General features: G+C 73.0%; 20 protein-coding genes. 7 read left to right on the top strand and 13 right to left on the bottom strand.

The window, feature by feature from the left end; genetic code table 11:
- Positions 1-5: 5 nt before the first annotated feature.
- From lanKC to QSK37_RS36170, 10 genes are all read right to left on the bottom strand, one after another.
- Entirely contained in the window at positions 6-2,681 is a 2,676-nt protein-coding gene (lanKC, locus tag QSK37_RS36215) for a class III lanthionine synthetase LanKC (RefSeq protein WP_285629960.1), read from the bottom strand.
- A 21-nt stretch (positions 2,682-2,702) separates the two neighbouring features.
- A complete protein-coding gene (locus tag QSK37_RS36210; protein ID WP_285629958.1) occupies positions 2,703-3,557 on the bottom strand; it encodes a S1 family peptidase in 855 nt (284 codons plus the stop codon).
- A gap of 123 nt (positions 3,558-3,680) precedes the next feature.
- Positions 3,681-5,270 carry a hypothetical protein gene (locus tag QSK37_RS36205; protein WP_285629956.1) on the bottom strand — a complete coding sequence of 530 codons (1,590 nt, stop codon included), beginning with the start codon at positions 5,268-5,270 and terminating at the stop codon, positions 3,681-3,683.
- 77 nt (positions 5,271-5,347) lie between these two features.
- Entirely contained in the window at positions 5,348-6,553 is a 1,206-nt protein-coding gene (locus QSK37_RS36200) for a hypothetical protein (protein WP_285629954.1), read from the bottom strand.
- Between the two features lie 113 nt (positions 6,554-6,666).
- Positions 6,667-7,311 carry an SRPBCC family protein gene (locus QSK37_RS36195; protein WP_285629952.1) on the bottom strand — a complete coding sequence of 215 codons (645 nt, stop codon included), beginning with the start codon at positions 7,309-7,311 and terminating at the stop codon, positions 6,667-6,669.
- Entirely contained in the window at positions 7,308-7,655 is a 348-nt protein-coding gene (locus QSK37_RS36190) for an ArsR/SmtB family transcription factor (protein ID WP_285629950.1), read from the bottom strand. Before QSK37_RS36190 ends, QSK37_RS36195 begins: the two co-directional genes overlap by 4 nt.
- A gap of 45 nt (positions 7,656-7,700) precedes the next feature.
- Positions 7,701-8,495: an endonuclease/exonuclease/phosphatase family protein gene (locus QSK37_RS36185; RefSeq protein ID WP_285629948.1), complete on the bottom strand. Its 795-nt coding sequence runs from the start codon at positions 8,493-8,495 to the stop codon at positions 7,701-7,703.
- A complete protein-coding gene (locus QSK37_RS36180; protein WP_285629946.1) occupies positions 8,492-11,614 on the bottom strand; it encodes an alpha-mannosidase in 3,123 nt (1,040 codons plus the stop codon). The genes QSK37_RS36185 and QSK37_RS36180 overlap by 4 nt, the downstream gene beginning before the upstream one ends.
- Positions 11,614-12,969: a 6-phospho-beta-glucosidase gene (locus tag QSK37_RS36175; protein WP_285629945.1), complete on the bottom strand. Its 1,356-nt coding sequence runs from the start codon at positions 12,967-12,969 to the stop codon at positions 11,614-11,616. The genes QSK37_RS36180 and QSK37_RS36175 overlap by 1 nt, the downstream gene beginning before the upstream one ends.
- 355 nt (positions 12,970-13,324) lie before the next feature.
- The gene (locus QSK37_RS36170; protein WP_285583892.1) at positions 13,325-13,975 is read right to left on the bottom strand and encodes an LmbU family transcriptional regulator; all 651 of its coding nucleotides are present in this window, start codon (positions 13,973-13,975) and stop codon (positions 13,325-13,327) included.
- A 170-nt stretch (positions 13,976-14,145) separates the two neighbouring features.
- Here QSK37_RS36170 and QSK37_RS36165 point away from each other — a divergent pair, with 170 nt between their 5' ends.
- Positions 14,146-15,705 (top strand): GAF domain-containing protein, encoded by a 1,560-nt coding sequence (locus tag QSK37_RS36165; RefSeq protein ID WP_490246507.1) that lies wholly within the window; start codon positions 14,146-14,148, stop codon positions 15,703-15,705.
- Positions 15,706-15,716: 11 nt separating this feature from the next.
- Here QSK37_RS36165 and QSK37_RS36160 read toward each other — a convergent pair whose 3' ends face one another.
- Complete coding sequence (locus QSK37_RS36160; RefSeq protein WP_285629941.1) at positions 15,717-16,553, bottom strand: class II fructose-bisphosphate aldolase; 837 nt, start codon at positions 16,551-16,553, stop codon at positions 15,717-15,719.
- A 117-nt stretch (positions 16,554-16,670) separates the two neighbouring features.
- On the opposite strand from QSK37_RS36160, the gene QSK37_RS36155 reads away from it, so the two are divergent.
- The 6 genes from QSK37_RS36155 to QSK37_RS36130 all read left to right on the top strand — a co-directional run bounded on the left by QSK37_RS36155 (position 16,671) and on the right by QSK37_RS36130 (position 22,844).
- A complete protein-coding gene (locus QSK37_RS36155) occupies positions 16,671-18,011 on the top strand; it encodes an FGGY-family carbohydrate kinase (RefSeq protein WP_285629939.1) in 1,341 nt (446 codons plus the stop codon).
- Positions 18,012-18,252: 241 nt separating this feature from the next.
- Positions 18,253-19,017: an ATP-binding cassette domain-containing protein gene (locus QSK37_RS36150; protein ID WP_285629937.1), complete on the top strand. Its 765-nt coding sequence runs from the start codon at positions 18,253-18,255 to the stop codon at positions 19,015-19,017.
- Entirely contained in the window at positions 19,014-20,042 is a 1,029-nt protein-coding gene (locus QSK37_RS36145) for an ABC transporter permease (protein ID WP_285629935.1), read from the top strand. Before QSK37_RS36150 ends, QSK37_RS36145 begins: the two co-directional genes overlap by 4 nt.
- A 34-nt stretch (positions 20,043-20,076) precedes the next feature.
- On the top strand, positions 20,077-21,057 hold the full coding sequence (locus tag QSK37_RS36140; RefSeq protein WP_285629933.1) for an ABC transporter substrate-binding protein: 981 nt from the start codon (positions 20,077-20,079) through the stop codon (positions 21,055-21,057).
- Between the two features lie 51 nt (positions 21,058-21,108).
- Positions 21,109-21,906 carry a DeoR/GlpR family DNA-binding transcription regulator gene (locus QSK37_RS36135; protein ID WP_285629931.1) on the top strand — a complete coding sequence of 266 codons (798 nt, stop codon included), beginning with the start codon at positions 21,109-21,111 and terminating at the stop codon, positions 21,904-21,906.
- Positions 21,903-22,844, top strand: coding sequence for a 1-phosphofructokinase family hexose kinase (locus tag QSK37_RS36130; protein ID WP_285629929.1), 942 nt, complete (start codon positions 21,903-21,905; stop codon positions 22,842-22,844). Before QSK37_RS36135 ends, QSK37_RS36130 begins: the two co-directional genes overlap by 4 nt.
- Positions 22,845-23,012: 168 nt before the next feature.
- Here the strand turns inward: QSK37_RS36130 and QSK37_RS36125 are convergent, their stop codons facing one another.
- Positions 23,013-24,140, bottom strand: a complete 1,128-nt coding sequence (locus tag QSK37_RS36125) for a diaminopropionate ammonia-lyase (protein WP_285629926.1) — start codon at positions 24,138-24,140, stop codon at positions 23,013-23,015.
- A 29-nt stretch (positions 24,141-24,169) separates the two neighbouring features.
- The gene (locus tag QSK37_RS36120) at positions 24,170-24,634 is read right to left on the bottom strand and encodes an Lrp/AsnC family transcriptional regulator (protein WP_285583881.1); all 465 of its coding nucleotides are present in this window, start codon (positions 24,632-24,634) and stop codon (positions 24,170-24,172) included.
- Between the last annotated feature and the right edge of the window lie 106 nt (positions 24,635-24,740).

The following is a 24,740-nucleotide window of genomic DNA, read 5'->3' as shown; positions in this document are numbered from 1 at the left end:
CCACCTCAGCCTGTAAGCGCAGCACTTCCTCCATGCCGGTCACTCCTTTCCTCCGGGGTCGGACCAACGGCCTCCCTCGACGTGGCCTGGTGCTCGTCGAGGGCGTCAGGGGGGAACGCGGAATCCGTCAGGTGCCGCAGGGCGAGCAGGATCCCGGCCGAGCCGGACCACAGGTCGGCGGACAGCCGCTGTCCGGGTTCGCCCAGCCAGCCCACTCCGTCCTCGCGCGGGATCGCGTACCGGAACAGGCCGCGGGCACTGGTGAACGCGGCGTCGAGGAGTTCGGGGCGGCCCAGCCGCCGTCCGGCGTCGGCCAGTGTCACGGCGAGCCCGGCCAGGCCCGGGAAGAGTCCCGGGAACACGGCGAAGCGGACCGAGCAGGCGCGCAGGCAGCGTTCGAGCACCTCGGCCGCGCCGAGATCGAGGTCCGTCGCCACGCCGAACTCCGCCTCCGGGCGGTGCGCGAGATAGCGGGAGAGCACCGCGGCATATCCCGCGCTGCCGGCGAACAGGTACGGATAGACGCGGCGGTCGGCGTGGGAGGTCTTGAACCCCAGGCCGCCCACCGGAAGGGGCTGGGCGTACGCCAGGTCCTCCCCCAGCAGGCGCATGCCCCGGGCGAACAGCTGAGGATCGCCGGTACGGCGGTACAGGGCGTACAGGGCCAGTGCCACGCCGGCCCGGCCGCCGACCAGGCCGGACCGGTCGACCGGGCTCAGCCGGGAGGTGAGCTCCGCACCCTCGGGGACGCGTTCGAGCAGCCGCCGGGCCAGGTCCAGCCAGCGTTGCTCCCCGGTGCGCCGGTGGTGGATCAGCAGGCCGAGTGCGGTCCCGGCCGCGCCGCCGCCGAGCGTGGCGGATCCGCCGTTCAGCGGATGGGCCGCCGCCGAGGCGAGCAGGGTCTCCGCCGCGTCGGCCTCGCCGAGTTCGGCCAGCACGCAGGCGACGCCGGCACTGCCGTACAGCAGGCCGGGAGCAGAGGTGTCGGCCGCGGCCAGCGCGTCGTCCCTCAGCCGGCGTACCACGGCCTGGTCGCAGACGCGGCCGGCGCGGTGCAGCGCGTGCAGCACACCGGCGGTTCCGGCCGCGACCGCGCGGGTGTCGGTCTCATGGCCCAGCGGGCTGGTCGGGTAGACCCGCACCGGGTGGTCCGGCCGGGCCATCGCCTCCAGGGCGTCGGCGGTCCGGTCGGCCAGCCGGCGTAACGCGGCGACGGTGTCCTCGCGGACGGCCCGCGGGGCGGGCATCCGCGGGGCGGGCGGGCAGGCGTCCTCGGTCCGGTCGTGGCAGCGGGTGGCCCACCGCCACAGCCGGGGAGCGACCGGTGCCAGCTCGGTCAGGTCGGCGTGCAGGTGGTCGAGGACCCGCGGATGCCGTTCGGCCACCTCGTGCGCGGGAAAGACCAGCAGCAGCGCCAGCGCGGCCAGCCCGTACGAGTCGATCTCCCGCGGATCGCGGGAGATCGCCGACCGCGGGTCCGGGTGCAGGTAGCCGGGCGTGCCCATGATCCGCTGGACGTCCCCGACCGGCTGCACCGCCTCGAAGTCGACCAGCCGGGGCCGGTCGTCATCGTCGACGAGCACGTTGGTCGGGCTCAGGTCGACGAACACGTAGCCGAGCTCGTGCAGGCGACGCAGCCGCGCGTCGAGCCGGTCGAGCAGGGCCAGGCAGCGTCGGTGGTACTCGGCGAACGCCGCGGCGTCCGGCCCGATGCGTAACGCGGGGTTGTTCATCACCATCCACCGGTACAGCGGCATGCCGGGGACGAACTCGGTGACGAGATAGCTGTGCTCCCAGTGGTGGAACAGCTCCACGGGCCGCGGGCACAGGCCGGGTTCGCGGCCGTGCAGCGTCCGCAGGACCAGGTACTCGGCGTTCAGCCGCGTCTTGGCGTCGGCGCCGTCGGCGGTGTACCCGTTGTGCGCCTTCGCCTCCTTGACGAACACCGGGCCGCCGTCCGCCGAGCGGAACCGGTAGGCGCCGCCCGCGTTGCCGTGTCGGAGTACGGCGTCGAAGGTGTAGCCGTGCAGCGTGACCGGGCCCGTGGACGCGTCGGGCGGGCTCTGCCGGAACGGGTCGGAGACGCCGGGCGGCAGGTGGAACGCCGGCCGGCGCTCGTCGTCGATCCGTGAGCCGCCGGGCCCGGCCATCGTGGGTACGTGGTGGCCTTCCGCGTCGATCCGTACGTCGCCGCGGAACGCCCCGTAACGGTAGGAGACGCATTCGCTCGCGCCGAACCGGCGGTCGGTGAGCACGAAGGGTCCGCTGATCCCCGACAGGTCCTCCGCCAGCCGCCGTAACATCTCCCACGCGCACTGCTCGGTAGGCGGGTACAGGGTGCAGAACTTGCCGCTCTGCACCCGGTTGGCGTGCTTGTCGTGCGCCATCAGGAACGTGCCGCGGCCGGCCAGGTGCTTGAACGGCACGCCCGCCTCGGCACACGCCGTCGCCACCACGGCCAGCACGGGCTGGGCGTTCACCAGCGAACTGGACACATGGACCTTCCACCCCTGGTCGGGCAGGACGAGGCCGGCCGGCCCCCAGTGGGTCCACGCGCCCGAGTCGCGGCGCTTCCAGTCGCCGGGCATGACGCCCGCGTCGTAGCGCGGCCCCGGATCGGCGGTGTCCCAGGGTTCGTAGTAGTCCGGATCGGCGACCAGGAATGACATGTCCAGCGCCACCGGGGAACTCCTCTCACCGGGTCAGAAGACAGTCAGGCCGTACGCGCTGAGGATCTCGGTGATCGGCTGGAAGAACGTGACGCCGCCCGAGGAGCAGTCGCCGGTGCCGCCGGAGAGGACGCCCAGCAGGGTCGAGCCGTCGTACAGAGGGGCGCCGCTGTCGCCCGGCTCGCTGCAGATGTTCGTCTCGATCAGGCCGCTCACCGTGCCCTCGGCGTAGTTCACCGTCGCGTTCAGGGCCAGCACCGTGCCGCAGTGCACGCCGCTCGTCCCGCCGCGCATGCAGACCCGCTCCCCGACGTACGCGTTGCCGGCCCTGGTGATGTCCTGCTGGCCGACCGTGCCGTCGTGGGGCACGTTCCCGGTGTAGCGGACGACGGAGTAGTCGTTGCCGGGGAAGCTCGTGCCGGCGGTCGGGCCGATCAGGGCGCCGCCGACGGTGTACCAGGTGGACACGACCGCCCCGCAGTGCCCGGCGGTGACGAAGTAGTACGCTCCCCCGCCCGTGACGTTCGCCCCCGCGGTGCAGCGGTACGCGCCGCCGGTCACCGGGTCGCCGCCGCTCAGCCGCAGGCCGATGACGCCGTCGATCCGCCGCAGCCGTACCGCGTCGCCGAAGGGCCTGGTCGCCGCCCGGACCCGGGCGAGCCGCGCGCCGGTCACCGTACGGTCGGCGAGCACGACGACCGTGCCCGAGCGGGGGTCGAGCAGCGAGGCGGTGCCGGCGACCGGGCCCAGCGTCCGGGCCACCTGCCGGGCACGCGTCTCGCCGGAGGCGGTGTCCGCCCGGGCGGCGGAGGGAACGAGCAGCACGGCGGCGACCAGGGCGACGGCCGCGCCGATTCCTCTTCCGATCCGACGACGCCGTGGTCTCACGTGGTCCTCCTCCTGCGCGGCGTACGCGGCGGATGCACCCGCCCGGCCACATTGTGAGATGGCGTTCAGCCGCCGTACAGGTCCTGCTCGAGACCGGATCGGGCCAGCTGACCGCATCACTCGCTACGGCGAGCTCGTGGGTTGACGTAGAACGTGGCTCCGGCGCCTGGCCGGCCGAACGGCCGCGACCATGCCACCGGCCGCGATCAGCGCGCCGCCGGCCGCGATGAGCAGCTGGGGCAGCCACGGTGGGAGGTCCAGGAAGCCGGTGATGCCGAGAATCCGATGCATGCCCCACGGCAGCAGCGCCATCTGGTCGTTCCACACCGACAGCGAGTTCTCCAGCCCGGCCGCCCAGAGTGTGGCGCCGAGCAGAGCGAGCGGGGCGCCGACGGCGACGAGGACCGGTGCGACGGTGAACCGGGCGCCGAGGGCGCGGAGTGCCAGGTACGCGGCGACCGGTACCCAGAGGAAGGCCGCAAAGGCGATGGTGATGTACAGCGACCGCGCCTGCGGCCGGGTCCAGAAGTCGAACCAGTACCGGCCCGGTCCGTGCCCGGCCAGAGCGCAGAGCAGCACCAGGGTGCGCACGACGGCGGCTCCGCCGACGGCCGCGTACAGGCCGAACCGGTCGTGGCCGCGCAGCCACCCGCGCAGCACCCCGGCGAAGACTCCCCACCCGCCGAGGGTGACCAGCAGGTGGGCGGGCGAGGCGAACCAGCTGTAGGCGGCACGGCTGAGCGCCAGTGCGGTCGCCGGCAGCGCCCACACCAGCACCCGGTCCAGGGCGGTGGGCGGCGGGCCGAGGTCACCGACGCGCCACGGTCTCGTGGTGCCGAGCCACAGCGCGCGCAGGGCCGCGGCACCGGGCGGGCGCCGGCCGCGTGTCAGCGCCCGCAGCAGCCGCTGCCCGGCGGAGGTGCCCAGAGCCGGCGCCGCGACGAGGACGAGCAGCAGTCCGCGGGCGAGCCAGGCCATCGCCGGGTCCCGTTCCGCACGGGCCAGCCCGATGTCGGCCGCCGGGAAGGAGTACGGCGGCAGATCAACGTCGCCGGTGTACCGCCGCCGGTGCTCGTCGCGTGCCGCGGTGTACCGGGACCGAGCGGCCAGCCACTGCGTGCGAGCGTGCGCCGACCCGGTGTCCAGCCATTGCGCGTGCCGCAGGAACATGGTCCGGTACGCCGCCAGCGTGCCGAACAGGTCGACCTCATAGTCCAGGGCGTCGGCGAAGGACCGGCGCTGCGCCGGGTCGTGCCAGGCGGTGGGGTCCGTCGTGGCGAGCAGTTCACGCATCCGCCGCGCCGTGGCGATCGCCTCGTCGCCCTCCCGGATCGCCTCGTCCAGGTGGTCCCGGCTCACCGCGTAGATGCTGTCGAGCACGGCGCCGTCGCCGGTGACGATGTCCCATTCGAAGATCCACATCATCGGCGGGGGTTCCAGGCCGAGTGCCTTGACCGTGCGCCGCGCGTACGGTCCGATGTAGAGCCCGTTGGTGATCGCCCGGCGGGACAGCGCCAGCACCTGGCCCATCGCCCGCACGGTGGACGGATCGGTGCTGAACGTCTGGCGGATCCAGTCCGCGGACAGCCGCGCCGGATCGGCGTCCGGGTCGGCGGCCAGCCGCGCCGCGGTGTAGACGTTCAGGTCGAACATCTGCCAGAAGCCGGCGCGCAGGTAGAGGGTGCGTGGCCCGGCGCGCAACGGTCCGCCCATCTGGGACCAGGTCCAGATGCCCTCGATATGGGGATTGGCGGCCAGGAACGTGCGCAGCGCCTCCTGGTGCAGCGTGGTCAGGTCGTTGGGCAGCGACCTTCGCCGGCGACCGCGAGCAGCGCGCGCAGCATGGCGCGCACCGAAGCCGGAGTTCTCACCGCGATCCGTGAGGTGTAGTCCCAGCCCGGGAAGCGGTAGGCGGCGCCGCCCTCGCCGACCCTGACCACCAGCCCGTCCGCGTACGGCAGCGCGGTGAACAGCTCGCGCAGCCCGGCCTGGTACACCGTCCAGAGCCGGGTGCCGCCGGTCGCCAGGCCGCCGAAACGCCGCTGGAGGTACCGCTGCAGCGGCGGTGACAGCGCCAGCATGTCGGTCGCGAAGTAGACCTTCATCCCCGCGTCGTGCGCGTACCGCCAGACCGGGCCGAACGCCGCGACCATCGCCTTGGCGCGGGCGAGGTGGACGTCTCCGGCCGGGTACACCTGATGTCCGTCGCCGATGCCGGCGAAGGTGACGTACTCCAGGAAACCGGGCACCACCACGCCGTTGTAGCCCTCGGTGAGCCCGTGATCGACCAGCTGCCGGAACTGGGCCGCGATCCGGGCGACGGCCGCCGTGTCCACATAGGGCGGCCCGGCGAGAACGGCCGGCCCGACCACGTCGGTGTTGAGGGAGTAGTCGTCGCCGGCGGCGAAGCCGGCCGGGTCGTCGGGCAGCCCGACCGACCCGGTGTCCAGCAGCCGCAGGCCCAACCGGGGCGCGCCCCGCTCGTCGTTCCGGCCGGCCGGCAGTACCTCGTCGCCGGAACGGATCCGGTCGGCCACCGTGTACAGCCCGCTCGCGGCACCGGCCGGGTGCGCCGCCCGCAACACCAGGCCGGCAGGGGTGCGCGCCAGCCGGTACGCCTCGTCGGACGCGCCGCCGGCGCCACCGGCCAGTTCGACCCTCAGCACGGGCCCGCGTGCCGCCCCCGGCCGGTCGACGACGGCCGGGCGGGGCTCGCCCCGGCCGGCCAGCGCATCGGCCACCGCTCGCGCGGCCAGCCGTACCGGGAGATCGTCGGGAGCGACGATCCGAGTGATCGGCGGCGCGGCCGCCACCCCGCGCGGCGCCGCCGCGGCGAGGTCTTCGTGCGGTATGTCGGCCGGTTCGAACGACAGGCCGAGCGCGACGCCGACCTGATAGGCGACCGCGGCGCCGACGCCGAGCAGACCGGCCACGGCGGCGACGACCACCCATGGGCGCGTACCGCGTGCGGCGGACACATGCCGGTCGGTGGCCACGCGCACATGCTAAGCCGGGTCAGGGCGGCGAGACACCGTCAGGTCGTACCGGACGGTGGCGGCCCTGGGCGCCGGGGTGTGGACGCCCGCCCCTCGCGACGGCCGCCGGACGGTCAGGACTCCTGCGGGGGAGTCCCCGTGTAGGCGGCGGTCGTGCGGGCCGCCGCCGCGCGGGCCTGCTCCTCCGTCTCGCCGCCGGCGATGTGCGCCTCGCACCAGCGTTCGCTGCTCAGGGCCATGAAGCGCCGACCCTCCTCCGAGGCGGCCCACGCGGCGCCTTCGGCCGGGTCGAAGGATCCACCCGAGGACAGGTGGAGGTCGAGGCCGAGCAGCCCCGACTCCCATCCGATGCCGACCGCGCCCGGGCCGAACTGGTTCCAGTGGTCGTCCACCGCCATCGTGTGCTCGAGCTCGAACCGGGTGCCGCCCGCCGCCGGCTCCGGGACGAAGCGGACCTCCACCCGGCTGCTCGCACCGGCGAACTCCCACGTCGTCACGAAGCTCTCCGGCGGGTCGCACCGCTCGATCGTGCCGCCGGCGTTGCCCTCGATCTGGAACCGGCCGCCCTCCTTCAGCTCGCCGGAGATCGGCAGGAACCAGCGTGCGATCCGCTCGGGCTTCGTGCAGGCGTCCCACAGCTCCTCGACGGTGGCGTCGTAGGTCCGGGTGAGGGTCACGACGCGGGCCTCCCCGGCTTCCAGGACGCGGTCGCCGACCGTACGGGTCACGCTGTTGAGCTGCTCGATGACGTCGATCACTGTTCCTTCTCCTTTGGCTGACGGCGCTCGCGGCGACCTCGGGCCAGTTCGGTGGCCAGCGCGTCCAGGTGCGGCGTCCAGTAGCGCCGGAACCGGTCGAGCCACTCGTCGACCTCGCGCAGCGGCGCGGAGTCGACCGCGTAGAGCCGCCGGGTCCCCTCGGGGCGTACGGTCGCGAAGCCGCCGTCGCGCAGCACCCGCAGATGTTGCGACACCGCGGGCTGGGAGATGCCGAACTCCTCCTGGATGACCGCGCAGACCGCACCGGAGGTCTGCTCCCCGTCGGCGAGGAGCTCCAGGATCCGCCGGCGCACCGGATCGCCGAGAACGTCGAACGCGTGCATGGCGACGACGTTATCGGCTATCGCTTATATAAGTCAAAGCGAATATTAGTCCACCGCCACCACGATGTCGCTGACCAGGCCGAAGTGGTCCGAGGGCCACACGCCGCCCGTAGACGTGGCGAAGGCGAGTGAGGTGTGACGTGGCTCGCCGAGCGCGCCCTTGCGGCGCGTGAAGATGTAGTCGATGCGCCGCGACGGCTCGCGGGCCCGGCGCGCGTAGTCGTTGACGCGGGAGAACGTCTCCCCGGCCGACCCGTCGCCGCCGTGCACCCACGCGTCGGCGAAGCACACGCTCTCACCGTCCACCACGTGCAGGCCCCGCAGGTAGCGGATCTCGTCGGCGTCCGGCTCGGCGTTGAAGTCGCCCATGATGACCGGCGGCAGGTCGCCGGTGAGCTCGGCGGCCCGCGCCGCGATGAACCGCACCTGCGCGAGACGCGCCGCTCCGTGGTCGCCCTGCCAGTCCAGGTGGGTGACGAACACCGGGAGCAGGCCGGCGGCCGACTCGACGGCGGCGTACAGCAGCGACCGCGTCTCGGCGCCCGGCGGAGTGGGCAGCGGGAGGACGCGCTGCTCGCGGATCGGCAGCCTGCTCAGCAGCGCGTTGCCCAGGACGCCCTCGTCGAACCGCGCGGCGGGCGCGTACGCCACCTCGTACCCGAGCCCGGCGGCGATCGCCGCCGCCTGGCACGAGCCGGACCGCTCGTCCCGCATGACCTCCTGCAGGCCGACGAGGAGCGGAGAGCGCCGGGCCAGCTCGGCCTTGATCAGGCCGAGCCGGTCCTTCCAGGGTCCACGCCGGCCCCAGATGTTGAGCGTCGCGACGCGTACGGTCGTCATCGCCCGGCCGGGCGCAGCCGCAGGGTCAGCACCTGGAACGGGCGCAGGGTGAGCGAGACGCTCCCGTCGTCGGCGAGCGATACCGGCCGGTCCGGCAGCGGCCGCTCCAGCAGGTCGGTGACCTCCACCCCGGCGACCGGGAACGACGTGCGCAGCCGCGTGTCCGCCCGCCCGCCCAGGGACTCGTAGACGCGCACGACCACGTCGCCGGACCGGTCGTCGGCCAGTTTGACCGACTCGACGGCGGCCGCCTCACCCTCGACCGACACCAGCGGCGACGGGCCGGATCCCCCGGCGGTCACCCGCAGCGGCAGGTTGAGCGCGTACCCGCCCGCCACCGCCCCGGCGACCGTCGCGCCGGGCAGCAGCGTGTGGGACATGTGGTGCCGGCCCTGGTCGGCCTCCGGGTCGGGGCTGCGCGGCGCGCGTACGAGGCTGTAGCGGGCGGTCGTCGTCGTGCCGCCGTCCTCGCGGGTCGTACGGGTGACGTCGTGGCCGTAGGTGGCGTCGTTGGCCAGGGCGATGCCGTAGCCGGCCTCGGCGAGCCGGATCCAGCGGTGGCAGGAGATCTCGAACCGGGCCGAGTCCCAGCTCGTGTTGGTGTGCGTGGGCCGGTACACGTGGCCGAACTGGATCTCGGCCGCGGACCGGTCGGCGTGCACGTCGAGCGGGAACGCCAGCTTGAGGATCTTCTCCCGCTCGTGCCAGTCGATCTCGGTGTCGATCCGTACGGCGGGGCTGCCGGCGGTCACGGTGATCGTCTGGGAGATCCGGGAGTCGCCGAACGACCGGTCCACGCGCACGGACGCGACCAGCGGTCCCGCGTCCACCACGGTCACGGCGTCGGCGCCGGTGAGGTCGGTGTGCCGCCGCCGGTAGTGCCGGTCGACGTCCCAGGCGTCCCAGTGGTTGGGCAGGTCCGGGTGGAGCTGGAGCAGGTTGCCGCGGGACCCCGGCGCGAGCACCTCGCGGCCGGCCACGAGGTCGCGTACGGAGGTCAGCAGGCCGTCCGCGTCGATCTCCACCCGGACGAGGCCGTTGTCGAGGACGCGCCCGTCCACGGTCACCGGCCCGAGCGGCCCGAATGGCGCGGCGGCGCCGAGCGGCGCCGTCCCCGAGCCCGGGACCTCGGTGAACACCGCCACGGACCCGTCGGCGAGCGGCTGGACGCCGGCGTCCGGGGGCAACGCCGCGGCCAGCTCTGAGGGCACCGTCACCACCTCGGCGCGCGCCCGCGGGCTCGTGTTGAACACCTGTCCGGGGCCGCCCTCCCCCGCCAGCGCGGCCGTCGCGGCACGCGTGATCTCCCGCAGCTCGGCGTGCACCCGGGCGTACGTGGCCTCCGCCTCCCGGTGCACCCAGGCGATCGAGGAGCCCGGCAGGATGTCGTGGAACTGGTGCAGCAGCACGGTCTTCCACAACCGGTCCAGGTCCTCGTACGGGTAGTCGAAGCCGGCGGTCAGCGCGGCGGTGGCGGCCCACAGCTCCGCCTCCCGCAGCAGGTGCTCGCTGCGGCGGTTGCCCGCCTTCGTCCGCGCCTGGGTGGTGTACGTGGCGCGGTGCAGCTCCAGGTACAGCTCGCCGGCCCAGACCGCCGCGTCGGGGTACTCCGCGCGGGCGGCGGCGAAGAACGCGTCCGGGTTCTCCACCACGACCTTGGGCGACCCTTCGAGGTCGCGCAGCCGCCGGGCCTTCTCCAGCATCTCCCGGGTGGGGCCGCCACCGCCGTCGCCGTGGCCGAACGGCAGCAGCGAGCGGGTGCCGCCGCCCTTGTCGGCGTAGTTGCGCACGGCGTGGCCCAGCTCCGCCCCGGCGAACGTGCCGTTGTAGGTGTCGGCGGGCGGGAAGTGGGTGAAGATCCGGGTGCCGTCGATGCCCTCCCACCAGAACGTGTGGTGCGGGAACTTGTTCGTCTGGTTCCAGGAGATCTTCTGGGTGAGGAACCACTCGTTGCCGGCCAGCACGGCCAGCTGCGGGTACGCCGCGGTGTAGCCGAACGAGTCGGGCAGCCACACGCCGCGGGTCTCGACCCCGAACTCCTCCAGGAAGAACCGCTTGCCGTGGACGAGCTGACGAGCCAGTGCCTCCCCGCCCGGCAGGTTGCCGTCGGCCTCCACCCACATGCCGCCGACGGGCGCCCACTGCCCGGCCTTGGTGGCGTCGCGCATCCGCTGGAAGATCTCCGGGTAGCGGTCGCGCACCCAGGCGTACTGCTGCGCCTGCGAGCAGGAGAACACCAGCTCGGGGTAGTCCTTGGCGAGCGCGGTCACGTTGGCGAACGTCCGGGCGGTCTTGCGCTGGGTCTCGCGGAGCGGCCACAGCCAGGCGCTGTCGATGTGCGCGTGGCCGGTGGCGGAGATGGTGTGCGCGCTCGCGTTCGCGCGCCGGGAGAGCACCTCGGTCAGCGTCTCGCGCGCCCGCGCGGCGGTGCCGGCGACGTCATGGATGTCCAGCTCGTCCAGCATGCGTTCGAGCGCGCGCAGGATCTCGTGGCGGCGTGGGTCGTCCGTGGACAGCTCGTGCATCAGCTCCGACAGCACCTCGACGTCGAGCCGCAGGTGCCAGACGTCCTCGTCGAGCACGGCGAGGTCGGCGCCGCCGAACCGGTAGAGCGGCTCGTCGCCGGCGGTCGCCGGGTCGCCCAGCGGCGTCGGGACGAACCCGTCGCCGAGGATGTCGGGGTTGGCGGCCATCTCGACGAGCAGGCCGACCTCCTCACCGCCGTTCACGGCGTCGCCGACCGGGACGTACTGGTTCAGCGGCTCGATGCCCTTGATCGGCCGGCCGCCGAGGTCGTGCACGAGCCCCTCGGCCTGGAAGCCCGGCCCGCGGCCGGTGAACCCGAGGTCGAAGACGGCCTCGACGCGGCGGCCCGCCCACTCCGCCGGCACGCTCGCGGTGGCCCGCAGCCAGCTCGTCGCCCAGGCGCGGCCCCAGGGATCACCCGGCGCGAACGGGACGTAGGCGGCGTCGAGGGCCTCGGCGACCGGCACCGGCTCGCCTGGAACGTGCCAGACCTCGACCGTCATCGGGCGCCGCGCGGCGTACGTCGCGGGCACGACGCGTTCGCGCATCACCCGGTCCAGCCGGTCCTCGACCTGCCTGCGATCGTCGTGCATCAGCGATCCGCCTTCCCGCGTAGATACCCGAGCTGAGGAACGTCCGTCTCGTAGCGTTCGAGGAGCCGCCGTGCCACCGTGACCGAGTCGACCAGCGGGTGGGTCGCCAGCGCGCGCAGCGCGGCGGCCCGCGAGCCGGTGGTGGCGGCCTCCAGCACCGCGCGCTCGACCGCCTTGACCGTGGTCACCAGGCCCAGCGCGTGGCCGGAGAGCGGGTCGGCGGTGACCGGCCGCGCGCCGTTGCCGTCGACGAAGCAGGGCACCTCGACCACCGCGTCGTCGTCCAGACCGCTGAGCGTGCCGCGGTTGCGCACGTTGAGGATCAGGGTGGTGCGCTCGTCGTGCGCGATCGCGTGCATGAGCGCGAGGGCGACCTTCTCGTATCCCCCCGACTCCAGGTCGGCGGCCGCGCGCTCACCGGCGCCCGCCGCCTCGCGGTTCTCGGCCATGTAGGTGGAGTCGCGCGCCCGCCGCGTGGCCTCCCACGCCTCCAGCGCGGAGCCGGGAGCACCCGCGGGGCGCGCGTAGAAGTCGCGCTGCTGCTCCAGCACGAGCGCGCCGCGGTTCCGCTCCGCGGCGCGCATCGCCGCGACCGCGTCGCGGTTGAAGTCGTAGTAGTGCAGGTACTCGTTCGGGATCGCGCCGAGCGCGCGCAGCCACTCGGCGCCGAACAAGCGGCCCTCCTCGAAGGAGGTGAGCGCCTCTTCGTCCGCCAGCAGGTCCGGGAGCACGTCGCGGCCGCCGACGCGGACCGCCCGCAGCCAGCCCAGGTGGTTGAGGCCGGCGTAGTCGAACCAGGCACTCGCCGGGTCGACGCCGAGCGCGGCGGCGACGCGGCGGCCCAGCCCGATCGGCGTATCGCAGATGCCGATCACCCGGTCGCCGAGGTGCCGGGACATCGCCTCGGTCACCAGGCCCGCCGGGTTGGTGAAGTTGATGACCCAGGCCTCCGGCGCGACGGCGGCGACCCGCTGGGCGATCCGCACCGCGACCGGGACGGTGCGGAGGCCGTACGCGATGCCGCCCGCGCCGACCGTCTCCTGCCCCAGGACACCCTCTTCCAGGGCGATGCGCTCGTCGGCGACGCGCCCCTCCGTACCGCCGACGCGGATCGCGGAGAAGACGAAGTCGGTGCCGGTCAGGGCCTCGTCGAGGTCGCTGGTCGCCGTCACCGACGGGGCGTCCGGGACCCCGGCCGCCTGGTCCGCCAGCACCCGGCCGATCACGGCGGTGCGGGCCGGATCGAGATCGTGCAGGACCACCTCGGTGACGCGGCCCTTGCCCCTGTCGGCCAGGAGGGCCCGGTAGACGAGCGGCACGCGGAATCCGCCTCCGCCCAGGACGGTCAGCCTCATGCTCGGATCACCATGCGAGCACGTTAGCGTGCGTACGGCCGGTCTCCGCCCGTGCGCGCGACCGGCGCCCGCCCGCGCGTACGGCCGGTCCGCGTCCTCGCCTACGGCCGGCGCAAGTCATCTCCCGGACATTAGAACCTGACTACGCGTCAGGATCAACGCCTTCCGCGTCTCCGGGCCGGTGTCTGCTGTTCGTGACGGCGACCCCCGCGAACGAGGTCGCCGATGCTCCGCCCGGGTCCTCGACGGCCGTGGCGAGCACGGCGCGGAACCGCTCCCCGAACGCCCGGGCGGTCGTCCGTTCGAACCGGCCGGTGCGGTACTCCGGCCTGAGCCGCCGGCCCTCCCGTCCTTCTCAGCCGCGCTCCTCGCTCCGGAGCGCCGCGACGGCGGCCTCGTCCAAGGCCTTGGAGACCCAGTAGGCCAGGTCCGAACCGGACATCTCCGCCGCCTGCTCCCACCGCCGCTGCCGCTCCGAGTCGATGTTCATCTTCAGCACGAACGTCGACACCTCGTCCTCGGGCGCCGCCACGGACCGGCCGCCCCTCAACCGCCTCCGGAGCTCGGCGACCGACCAGCCGTGGTGCTCCGCCTGGTCGAGCCACTCGTCCTGTTCCTCGGCGACGAGCGTGACCACCTCGGCATGGTGTTGCATGCTCAGTTTGTCCCGTCGACGGGACACCGGGAACGCACGGGCGATCCACGCGTAGTTTCTCAGCGTCTGGTAGGAAAGACCGGTCCGATCGATCGCGTGCCGATAGCGGTCGGGATAGGTCTCCCGCCCATAGATCAACCAGTCGGCGAGCCACCATGCGGAAGCATCCGAGATAACCGCGATCTCCTGCCCGACGCTCACCCACGAATCCAGCGGCATCGCGTCGGGAAGAGTCAAGCTCGTTCGCCGGGTCAAGGCACGCTTGTCCAACGAGAGCCGCTTGTCACCGTTCGCAGCAACTGTCATCGTCATCTTCTTCCTATCTACTGCGCGCGTGTGGCGGAGGTCCACACGTCAATAGACGTGGCAGGCCGGTGAGCTGTGACCTCGGCCTGCTCAGCGCATGGTTCACAGGCCGTCGGAGCGGAACACGGCCCTCTTCTCCGGCGGCACCACGGGTCAGCGGTCCAGGCGATCACGCGAGAAGAAGCCCGGAGTCGGGAAGCGCTGCCGTGCGGCGCATGAATTGGCCGCGACGCGGCCTTCAGGGTCCCTTTTCGGAACCTCGTTTCCCGGCACACCACATCTTCCCCCTCTCATGCTCCCGAATAGGAATTCTGGTCCGGCCGCGTGTACCGCTCCAAGGTTTGCCAGGCGTTGCATCAGAGTTGCAGTGCACCGAACAGCGTTCTACTTTTGGCGGGATGGACGGCATATCGATGGCTCGAAGCCGCGAAATCGCCCTGTCCGGGGGTGACGCTCGCGGTGTGCGCGAGACGATCCGGGATTCATGGCAGCGCTCGCGGCGCCACGGCATCCGGCCCGACCGGCACCTGCCACCGATCGAGCTGCACGACGACCTGGTCGGCGACCTGCGGAGGGAACACCCGCTGGCCCGGGTCTGGCCGATGTTGTGCGACACCATGCGCTCGGTGACGTCCGAGCCGGGCAATCTGATCTTCGCCAGTGACGCCGACGGCCGTCTCCTGTGGATGGACGGCTCCAACACCGACCTGCGCCGGGCCGAGCGCGTCAACCTCGTCCTGGGCGCGCGCTGGAGCGAGGAGGCCGCCGGCACGAGCGGCGTCGGCACCGCGCTGGCCCTGCGCCGCCCGTTCCAGGTGCAGGGCGCCGAGCACTACCTGTCCGCCGTCACCGCCTACACGTGCACCGCCGCGCCGATCCGTGACCCGATGACCGGAGCGTCCCTCGGAACCATCGACCTCACCCACGCGACCAAGCACTCCGACGCGATGGTGCTGTCCCTGATGACGACGGTGGCCAGGCTCGCCGAGGCCGAGCTGCGCACGGTCGCGCTGCAGCAACAGGCCCGGACGCACGCCCGGTACGGCGAGCGGCTCTCCCGCCGGTCCGGCACGCACAGCGCTCTCGTCACCGCGGACGGACAGGTCGTGCACGCGGCACCCCACGGATGGCTGCCCGCGCGGCTGCCGGCCGCGCTCGACGAGGGGCAGCTCGTCCTGCCGACGGGTCAGGCCGTGATCGCCGAACGGCTCGCGCCCGGTGGCCCGTTCCTTCTCGTGGCGCACGAGGCCGACGTCGACCAGGTCCTCTCCCTGGAGGCGCTCGGCCGCGACCGGGCACGGCTGCGGGTCGCGGGCATGACGCACGAACTCGGCGGGCGGCACAGTGAGCTCCTCACCGTGCTGGCCGCCAATCCGGGCGGCCTGGGCGCCGGCGAGCTCAGGCGCGAGGTGTACGGGGACGCGGGGAAGGCCGTGACGCTGCGGGCCGAGCTCGCCCGGCTCCGCTCGGTCCTGGGCCACCGGCTCGTGTCGGAGCCCTACCGGCTCACCGGCCAGGTCACCGCGGACTTCCTCGATCTGGACGCCGCCGTGGTCAGGGACGCTCCCTCCGCGCTCCTCGACCGCTATCCCGGTCCGCTGCTGCCCAGGTCGGCGGCCCCCGGCGTGGTCATGCTCCGCGCCCGCCTCCACGAACGGCTCCGCGCCCGGCTGCTGGCGGCGGGCGACGTCGACACGCTGCTCCGATGGCTCAACACCCGCCACGGCCGGGCCGACGCGGAGGTCATCCGGTCACTCGACCGCCTGCACGGGTAGAGCCGTACCGGTCAGGCGCCGGAGATGGTGCGGAGGATGCCGGCGACGGCGGCGGCCACTCCGTCGCGTGCGGGGCGGAGGTACTTGCGGGGGTCGGTCAGGTCCGGGTCGGCAAGCACTTCGCGTACGGCGGCGGTGAAGGCGACGTTGAGCTGAGTCCCCACATTGATCTTGGTGAGGCCCGCGGCGACGGCCTGCCGCAGGTCCTCGTCCAGGACGCCGCTGGATCCGTGCAGCACGAGCGGCACCGGCACGGCGACGCGGATCTCCTCGATCAGACCGATGTCGAGGCGTGCCGCCTTGACGGTCATCGCGTGTGAGCTTCCGACCGCGACGGCGAGCGCGTCGACGCCCGTGCCGGAGACGTACTCCGCGGCCTCGGCCGGCTTCGTGCGCGCGGTCGGCGAGTGCACGCCGTCCTTGCCGCCGACCTCGCCGAGTTCCGCCTCGAGCCAGAGGCCGTTGGCGTGCGCCCAGTCGGCCGCCGACCGGGTGGCAGCGACGTTCTCGGCATAGCCGAGCCGCGACGCGTCGTACATCACCGAGCTGAAGCCCGCGTCCGCGGCCCGGTGCAGCAGGTCGAGGTCGTCGACGTGGTCGAGGTGCAGGGCGACCGGAACGCCGGCGGTCTCGGCGAGCCGGGCGCAGGCCGCCGCGAGGGGCTCGACCCGGCCGTCGTGGTAGCGGACCGCGTTCTGGCTGATCTGCAGGATCACCGGGGCGGCGGCCAGCTCCCCGCCCGCCACGATGCCCTCGGCGTGCTCAACGGTGATGACGTTGAACGCCCCGACGCCGCGGCCGGCCTCGCGCGCCGCGGCGACCAGCTCGCCGGTACCCGTCGGTGACACACGACCTCCATCGAAAAGAGCTCTGAACTGGGGGTTGACGATCCCAACGAGTCCCAACTATAACCATGTAATCCCGAATTAACCAGGATGAAACGCAACTTCGATTGGTGGCTCACCGTGCCTGACCTGCTGGTTGGCCTCGATGTGGGGACCAGTTCCGTCAAGGCCGCCGTCTGCACGGCCGAAGGCCAGGAGCTCGCCCACGGAAGCGCTCCGCTCGCCTGGCGCACCACGCCTCTGGGAACCGAGACGGACCCCGAGCGGGTGCTGTCCACGGTACGTGCCGCTCTCGCCGACGCACTGGCGCGGGTGCCGGAAGGCCAGGTCATCGGCCTGGGCGTGGCCGGCATGGCCGAGTCCGGGGTGCTCCTCGGGCCGGACGGCCGGCCGGTCGCGCCGCTCATCGCCTGGCACGACAGCCGCGATCGCGACCAGGCCGCACGGCTGGCCGCCGACCTCGGCGAGGAGGAGTTCGCGGCGGCGACGGGCCTGCCGCTCGGCACCCAGTGGTCGCTGACCAAGCACCGCTGGATGCGCGAGCACGACGGCCGGATCGAACGCGCCGTCCGGCGGCTGAACGTCGGCGAGTGGGTGGTGCACGCGCTGGGCGGCGAGCAGGCGTCGGAGTACTCCCTCGCCTCACGTACGGGCTGGCTGCACCTGCGCGACCGTACGTGGTGGGAGCCGACGCTGGAGTGGGCCGGCGCGGACCGGGCCCTGCTCCCGCCGCTGGTGCAGGCCGGGACGCCGCTCGGCCGGGCCGTACGGGACCGGGCCGGTGACCGGCTCGCCGGTGCCGTGCTCACCGTCGCGGGGCACGACCACCAGGCGGCCGCCGTCGGCGCCGCCGCCACCGGAGACGGTGACGTCCTCGACTCGTGCGGGACGGCCGAGGCGCTCGTGCGCACGGTGCCGGCGCCGCTGCCCGAACCCGCGGTCGTGGAACTCACCCGGCACGGGGTGACGGTGGGCTGGCACGCGCTGCCCGGCCGGCTGTCCGTGCTCGGCGCCACCCGCGGCGGCCTGCTGCTGCAACACGTGCTGCGGCTGCTCGGCCGGGACCGCGACGACCTGCCGGAGCTCGACCGTACGGCCCTGGAGACGGAGCCGGGGTCCCTGCGCGTACGGCTCGCCGATGACGGCACCGCGACCGTCTCCGGCGCCGGGCGCGACGGGACGCCTGCCGCCGTCTGGCGCGCCGCGCTGGATGAGGCGACCGCCGAGCTCGAGCGCCTGCAGCGGATCATGACGGCCGCCGCCGGCCCGTACGGCCAGGTGGTGATGACCGGCGGATGGGCGCACAGCGAGGCGATGGTCGAGCTGCGCCGCCGGGCCTTCGGGAACGCCCGGCGGAGTACGGCGGTGCAGGCGGGCGCACGGGGCGCGGCACTGCTGGCCGGTCAGGCGGCGGGTGCGCGCCCCGCCGTCACCGGTCCGATCCCCCGGGCCGAGTCGTGAGTACCGGGTTCACCCCCAGGCATGGCAAGGAGAGTCCATGAGCGAGCGAATCAAAAGACACGCGTGCCCGGTCACTCCTCCGACGAAGGAGGGTTCATGAGTGAGCGAAGCGAGCGAAGCGAGCGAATCAAAGAACACGCGTACCCGGTCACTCCTCCGACGAAGGAGGGCTCATGAGTGAGCGAAGCGAGCGAATCAAAGAACACGCGTGCCCGGTCACTCCTCCGACGAAGGAGGGCTCATGAGTGAGCCGCTGCTTGAGGCGCGTGGCATCCAGAAGAGCTTCGGGCAGGTCCACGCGTTGCGCGGCGCCGACTTCACGGTGCACGAGGGCGAGATCGTGGCCCTGATCGGCGACAACGGCGCGGGCAAGAGCACGCTGGTCAAGATCCTGTCCGGGGCCGACCAGCCGGACGCGGGCCAGATCCTGGTCGACGGCAGGCCGGTCGAGATGCCCAGCCCGCACGCCGCGCGCGACCACGGCATCGAGACCGTCTACCAGGACCTGGCGCTCGCCGCCGACCTGGACCCGGCGGCCAACCTCTTCCTCGGCCGGGAGATCTTCCGGCCCGGGCTGCTGGGCCGCCTCGGCTTCCTGGACAAGCGCGCGATGGCCCGCGACACCGCGAACGAGATGGCGCGGCTGGGCGTACGGCTGAAGGACGCCGCCGCGCCGGTCGCCGCGCTCTCGGGCGGGCAGCGGCAGAGCGTCGCGGTGGCGAGGGCGGCGATGTGGGCCAGCCGCGTGATCTTCATGGACGAACCGACCGCGGCGCTCGGCGTCGTCCAGACCGAACAGGTCCTCCAGCTGGTCCGCCGCGTCCGCGACGAGGGCATCGCGGTCGTGCTGATCAGCCACAACATGCCGCAGGTACTGGAGGTCGCGGACCGGGTCGAGGTGCTGCGGCTCGGCGCGCGGGTGGCGCGGTTCACCGCCGCGGACGCCACCGTCGACGACCTCGTGGCGGCGATGACCAGCGGAACCACCGAGGAGCGTGCCGCATGACGACCGTCGACTCCAGCACCACGACGCAGGGACCGGCGCCGGCGTCGGCCTGGCGTTCCCTCGGCGACCGGGTGCGCCGCGGGGAGACCGTGCGCATCTTCGGCGCGCTGGTGATCCTGTGCGTGGTCTTCTCGATCCTGCGCCCGCACGCGTTCCCGACCACGGCGAACATCGTCAACATCGCCTCGGACGCGTCGGTGCTGCTCGTCCTCGCGGTCGGCGGCACGTACGTCATCCTCACCGCCGGGATCGACCTGTCCGTGAGCGGCGTGCTGGTGTTCGCGGGCGTCATCTCCGCCAAGATCATGGTGGCGCTCGGGGGCCAGTCGGTCGGCGTGCTGCTCCTGGGCCTGGCCGCCGGGCTGGTGGCCGGCCTGGCGTGGGGCCTGATCAACGGAGTGCTGGTCGCCAAGGCGCGCATCCCCGCGCTCATCGTCACGCTCGGCACCATGGGCGCCTCGCAGGGCGCCGCGCTGCTGCTCACGGGCGGCGTCGACGTCCGCGACGTGCCGTTCAACCTGGTCCTCAGCGTCGGCTCCGGCAAGGTGGCCGGTGTGCCGTGGCTGGTCGTCATCGCCCTGGCCGTGGCCGTCGTCGGCGGCGTCATCCTGTCGCAGACGAGGTTCGGCCGCTACACGTACGCGGCCGGCTCCAACGCCGAGGCGCTGCGCCGCACCGGCGTCGCCTCCGCCCGCCATCTGATCAAGGTGTACGCGGTGGCCGGGACGCTGGCCGGGCTGGCCGGGTACATGTCGCTGGCGCGGTTCGCCACCACCACCCTCGGCGGTCACGCGACCGACAACCTGTCCACCATCGCGGCCGTGGTCATCGGCGGCACGAGCCTGTTCGGCGGCCGCGGAACCATGATCGGCACGGTCATCGGCGTCTTCATCCCCACCGTGCTGCAGAACGGGTTCGTCGTCCTCGGCGTCCAGGCGTTCTGGCAGCAGGTCGCGGTCGGCGTCGTCCTCATCGCCGCCGTCTACCTCGACCAGATGCGCCGCGCCGCCCGACAACGCCCCTAGGCAGCTCTTTCATTCGGAACCTTACGGAGGATCGATGTACACCACGAAGGTGCTCGGAGTGGCGGCCGCGCTCGCCCTCGGGCTGGCCGCGTGCAGCAGCGGCAACAGCGGAGGCGGCGGGTCGACCGGCGACGTCAAGGGGAAGACGATCTCGTTCGTCCCCGGTGTCTCCGGCGACAGCTTCTACATCACCATGCAGTGCGGCATCCAGGCCGAGGCGGCCAAGAACGGCATGAAGGTCGACATGCAGGCGCCGCAGCAGTTCGACGCGTCGCTGCAGACCCCGATCGTCAACGCGGTCGTCGCCAAGAAGCCGGCCGGGATCCTGATCGCCCCGACCGACGCCAAGGCGATGGTGCCGCCGCTGCTCCAGGCCAAGCAGGCCGGCATCAAGATCGGCCTGGTCGACACCACGCTGTCCAAGGACGGCATCGCCTCCTCCAGCGTCTCGACCGACAACGTCGCGGCCGGCGCCTCGGCGGCGGACGCTCTGGCCAAGCTCATCGGCCAGCAGGGCAAGGTGCTGGTGATCGCGTTCAAGGCGGGCGCCTCCACCTCGGACGACCGGCAGCACGGCTTCGAGCAGGAGATCAAGAAGTACTCCGGTATCAAGTACCTCGGCGCGCAGGTCAACGACAACAGCCCGGCCAAGGCCGCCTCGATCATCTCCGCCACCCTGTCGGCCAACCCCGACCTGAAGGGCGTGTTCGCCACCAACCAGTTCGCCGCCGAGGGCGCGGCCACGGGTCTGCGCAACGCGGGCAAGCAGGGCGCCGTCAAGACGGTCGGCTTCGACGCCGGACCGGTGCAGATGCAGCAGCTCAAGCGCGGTGACGTCCAGGCGCTCGTGGCCCAGCAGCCGTACCAGATCGGCACCCAGGCGGTCGACCAGCTCGTCGCGTCGCTGACCGGGAAGAAGCCCAACCCCAAAATCGGGACAACGACCACCACGATCACCCAGGATGACCTGTCGAAGCCGGCAGGCGGACAGGCCGCCTACAAGACGTCCTGCTAGCGGGTGGCACGGGCCGCCCACCGCGGCCCGCCTGCCATGAAGGAGGGACTGATGGTGGCATCGACCGGCGAACGCCGACCCGGCCGCCCGCCGTACGCCGCGCAGCGCCAGCAGATCCTGCTGCAGACGCTGCGCAGCGCGGGACGCATCGACGTCACGGACATGGCGGATCGGCTCTCCGTGTCGACGGAGACGATCCGCAAGGACCTCAGCGAGCTGGAACGCCAGGGCCTGCTGCACCGCGTGCACGGCGGTGCGGTGGCCGTGGAGGACCTGTCCTTCGAACCGGCGGTCGCGGCGCGCACCGAGTACACGGAGGAGAAGCGCAGGATCGCACGCGCGGCGCTGGCCGAGGTACCGGGCGAGGGCGCGGTGCTCATCGACGCCGGGTCGACGACGGCCTGCCTCGCCGAGCTGATGCCCGGCGACCGCGACCTGTCCGTGTTCACCAGCGCCCTCACGATCGCCATGACGCTGGCGACGCGTCCGCGGCTCACCGTGCACACGCTGGGCGGCCGGGTGCGGAGCCGGACGTTCGCCGAGGTCGACAACTGGGCCGTGCGCGCGCTGTCGGAGATCCGGGTGGACGTCGCCTTCCTCGGCACCAACGGGTTCACCGTGGAGGACGGCCTGCGCACGCCGGACGAGTCCGAGGCGACGGTGAAGCGCCTCATGCTCGGCGCGGCCCGCCGCCGGGTGCTGCTCGCCGACCACAGCAAGGCCGGGCACATCAGCCTCTACAAGTACGGCGACCTTTCCGAGATCGACCTTCTGATCACCGACACCGGCCTGTCCGACGCGGACGTCCGCCGGTTCGAGGACGTGGGAGTAGAAGTGAAACGCGCATGATCGTGACAGTCACCCCCAACCCGAGTGTCGACCGGACACTCGCCGTGGGCCGCCTGGCCCACGGCGAGGTCCTGCGCGCGAGCAGCAGCTGGAGCGAGCCGAGCGGCAAGGGCGTCAACGTGGCGCTGGCGCTGAGCGCCCACGGGTACGCGAGCCGCGCGGTGGTCCCCGTCGGCGGGGCCGAGGGCGCCCGCCTGGAGACGATGCTGCGCGCACGGGGCCTGGAGTACGTGGCCGTTCCGATCGGTGGCGAAGTACGCAGCAACATCAGTGTCCTGGAGCCCGACGGCACGGTCACCAAGGTGAACGAGCCCGGCCCCCACCTGACCGAGACGGAGCTGAAGGCACTGGTCGAGGCGGCGATCAGCGCCGGCGAGCGGGCGGAGTGGCTCGTCGGATGCGGCAGCCTGCCGGTCGGCGCCGGATCCGGCTTCTACGCCGAACTGGTCGGCGCGGCCCGTCACACGCCGGCGCGCATCGCGGTGGACAGTTCCGGGGCGCCGCTCGCCGCGGCGCTGCCCGCCGGCCCCGACCTCATCAAGCCGAACGCCGACGAACTCGCCGAAGCGGCCGGCCACGCCATCGAGACCCTCGGGGACGCGCTGACCGCCGCCCGGCGCCTCCGCGAACTGGGCGCGGGGGCCGTGCTGGCCAGCCTCGGCCCGGACGGCGCCGTGCTCGTCGAGGAGAACGGGGTCGTGCACGGCGAGGCGTACGTCGCCGATCCGCGCAGCACCGTGGGCGCCGGGGACGCGCTGCTGGCCGGCTTCCTGGCCGCCGGCGCCCGCGGCCCCGAGGCACTGCGGACGGCACTCGGCTGGTCGGCGGCCGCCGTACGGCAGCCGGGCACCGTGCTGCAGGCCGACGGCACCGACCCCACCGCCGACGTCACCCTGCACGACCGCGTCGACGAACGGCGACGCCTGCGCCGCTCCTGACCCACGGCAGCCCGGCACCGTCCACCAGACCGACGCCACCGACCCCACCACCGACATCACCCCGCACGACCGCGTCGACGAACGGCGACGCCTGCGCCGCTCCTGACCCGGCGAGGCGACGCGTCCCTGACTCGGCCGGAACGGCCGGCGACGTCGGCGGAGCAGGTCTCACCCATCGACGACGGCGCGGTAGGCGTCGAGGTCCGTGACGCCCTCCGTGTCGACCACCAGGGCCGTGCCGTCGCCGGCGTGCGAGAACGTCCCCTCCCGCAGGAGTACGGCCAGGCCCGCGAGGCCCGCCGCACCGCTCTCGCTCGACGCGATGCCCTCGGCGGCCAGGCCCCGCATCGCGTCTCTCACCTCGTCGTCGGAGACCGCGACGGCGGCGCGCAGGCCGCGCCGCAGCACCGGCCACGCGACGTGCGACACCTCACCGCAGTTCAGCCCCGCCATGATGGACTCGTGCGGACCCGGCACGGTGACCGGCCGTCCCGCGGCGATCGACCGCCGGACGCAGTCGGCGGCCAGGGGTTCGGCGGTGACGACGGCACAGCCGTCGGCGGCCAGGCTCCGCACGGCGGCCGAGGCGAACGAGCCCACGCCCGCGGGCACCACCGCCAGCGTGAAGCCGGCCGCACCACCCGTCGCCTCCGCGAGCTGCTCGCGTGCCTCACGGAAGATCGTGCCGTACCCCTCCGCGACGGCCGCGGGGATCGTCTCGTACCCGGGCCAGGAGGTGTCGGAGACGAGCAGGCGGTCCGCGTGGTCGCGCGCGTCGGCCGCGCACCGGCGGACGGCGTCGTCGTAGGAATCGTCGACGACCTCGACCTCCGCCCCCTCGCCCTCGATCGCGGCGATCCGCTCGTCCGACAGCCCGCGCGGGACGAGGACGCGGCAGCCGAGCCCGAACAGGCGCGCCAGGTGCGCGAGGGCCCGCCCGTGGTTGCCGTCGGTCGCGGTGGTGAGCGCCGTGCCGGGAGGCAGCGACCGGGCCGCGGCCAGGGTCGCGTCGAACCGCGGCGGCACGACCACGCCCAGCCGGTCCGCGATCGCGCGGTGCACCGCCCACGCCGCGCCGACGACCTTGAACGACGGCAGGCCGAGCCGCTCACACTCGTGCTTGACGAAGAGCCGCCGGACTCCCAGGCCGGCGGCCAGCCGGGGCACCTCGACCAGCGGTGTGGGCCGGAACCCCGGCAGCGAGTGGTGGAAGGCCTCGACCTCGGCGGCGTGCGGCGCCGGGCCGCCCATCTCGCGTCCGGCCCAGCCGGCGTTCATGGAGACTCTGTGCGGCATGGGAGCACCTCCGTCGACGTCGTGCGGGATCAGACCGGGTCCGGCAGCCGGACCGGAACGGCGTTGTGCACCTGCTGGAAGATGACCGACGTGCGGAAGCCCACGATCTCCCGGCGCTTGCTCAGCCGGTCGAGCAGGAAGGCGTGCAGGTGGTCGAGGTCCTGCACGGCGACGTGGAGGAGGAAGTCGTCACCGCCGCCCAGCACGAAGACGCTGAGCACTTCCGGCATGGCGCTCGCGGAGTCCTTGAAGGCGTCGATGACGGCACGGCTGAGGGGACGCGCCTGGACCGAGACCATGGCCTGCACGCCGCGGTTGAGCGCGGCGGGGTCGATCTCGGCGTGGTAGCCGCGTATGACGCCGCGTCGGCTGAGCGCCCGGACGCGTTCGAGGCAGGTCGAGGGCGCGACGCCGAGCCGGCGGGCCAGTTCGCGGTTGGACTGCCGCGCATCTGTCTGGAGAAGCCGGATGATCTCCGAATCAAGTTCGTCCACAGCCGGGATCCTGCCAGATCTCCGCTCATCTGTACGGTTCACTGGTCTTCGGCCATCCAGATGGCCGACCCTTGAGCGGTATCACCGTTCGCACGACAGGAGGTCC

Source organism: Actinoallomurus iriomotensis (genome assembly GCF_030269445.1).
In the GTDB taxonomy this organism is placed as follows: Bacteria; Actinomycetota; Actinomycetes; order Streptosporangiales; family Streptosporangiaceae; genus Actinoallomurus; species Actinoallomurus iriomotensis.
This window is presented reverse-complemented; position numbering and strand designations above follow the sequence as displayed.

What these genes read in the sequence shown, in the direction of transcription:
- QSK37_RS36205 (WP_285629956.1), bottom strand. Translation starts at nt 5,270, where the DNA reads ATGGGCGGACCGTTGCGCGCCGGGCCACGCACCCTCTACCTGCGCGCC.
- QSK37_RS36190 (WP_285629950.1), bottom strand. Translation starts at nt 7,655, where the DNA reads ATGCACGCGTTCGACGTTCTCGGCGATCCGGTGCGCCGGCGGATCCTG.
- QSK37_RS36185 (WP_285629948.1), bottom strand. Translation starts at nt 8,495, where the DNA reads ATGACGACCGTACGCGTCGCGACGCTCAACATCTGGGGCCGGCGTGGA.
- QSK37_RS36180 (WP_285629946.1), bottom strand. Translation starts at nt 11,614, where the DNA reads ATGCACGACGATCGCAGGCAGGTCGAGGACCGGCTGGACCGGGTGATG.
- QSK37_RS36175 (WP_285629945.1), bottom strand. Translation starts at nt 12,969, where the DNA reads ATGAGGCTGACCGTCCTGGGCGGAGGCGGATTCCGCGTGCCGCTCGTC.
- QSK37_RS36165 (WP_490246507.1), top strand. Translation starts at nt 14,146, where the DNA reads ATGAATTGGCCGCGACGCGGCCTTCAGGGTCCCTTTTCGGAACCTCGT.
- QSK37_RS36150 (WP_285629937.1), top strand. Translation starts at nt 18,253, where the DNA reads ATGAGTGAGCCGCTGCTTGAGGCGCGTGGCATCCAGAAGAGCTTCGGG.
- QSK37_RS36145 (WP_285629935.1), top strand. Translation starts at nt 19,014, where the DNA reads ATGACGACCGTCGACTCCAGCACCACGACGCAGGGACCGGCGCCGGCG.
- QSK37_RS36140 (WP_285629933.1), top strand. Translation starts at nt 20,077, where the DNA reads ATGTACACCACGAAGGTGCTCGGAGTGGCGGCCGCGCTCGCCCTCGGG.
- QSK37_RS36135 (WP_285629931.1), top strand. Translation starts at nt 21,109, where the DNA reads ATGGTGGCATCGACCGGCGAACGCCGACCCGGCCGCCCGCCGTACGCC.
- QSK37_RS36130 (WP_285629929.1), top strand. Translation starts at nt 21,903, where the DNA reads ATGATCGTGACAGTCACCCCCAACCCGAGTGTCGACCGGACACTCGCC.
- QSK37_RS36125 (WP_285629926.1), bottom strand. Translation starts at nt 24,140, where the DNA reads ATGCCGCACAGAGTCTCCATGAACGCCGGCTGGGCCGGACGCGAGATG.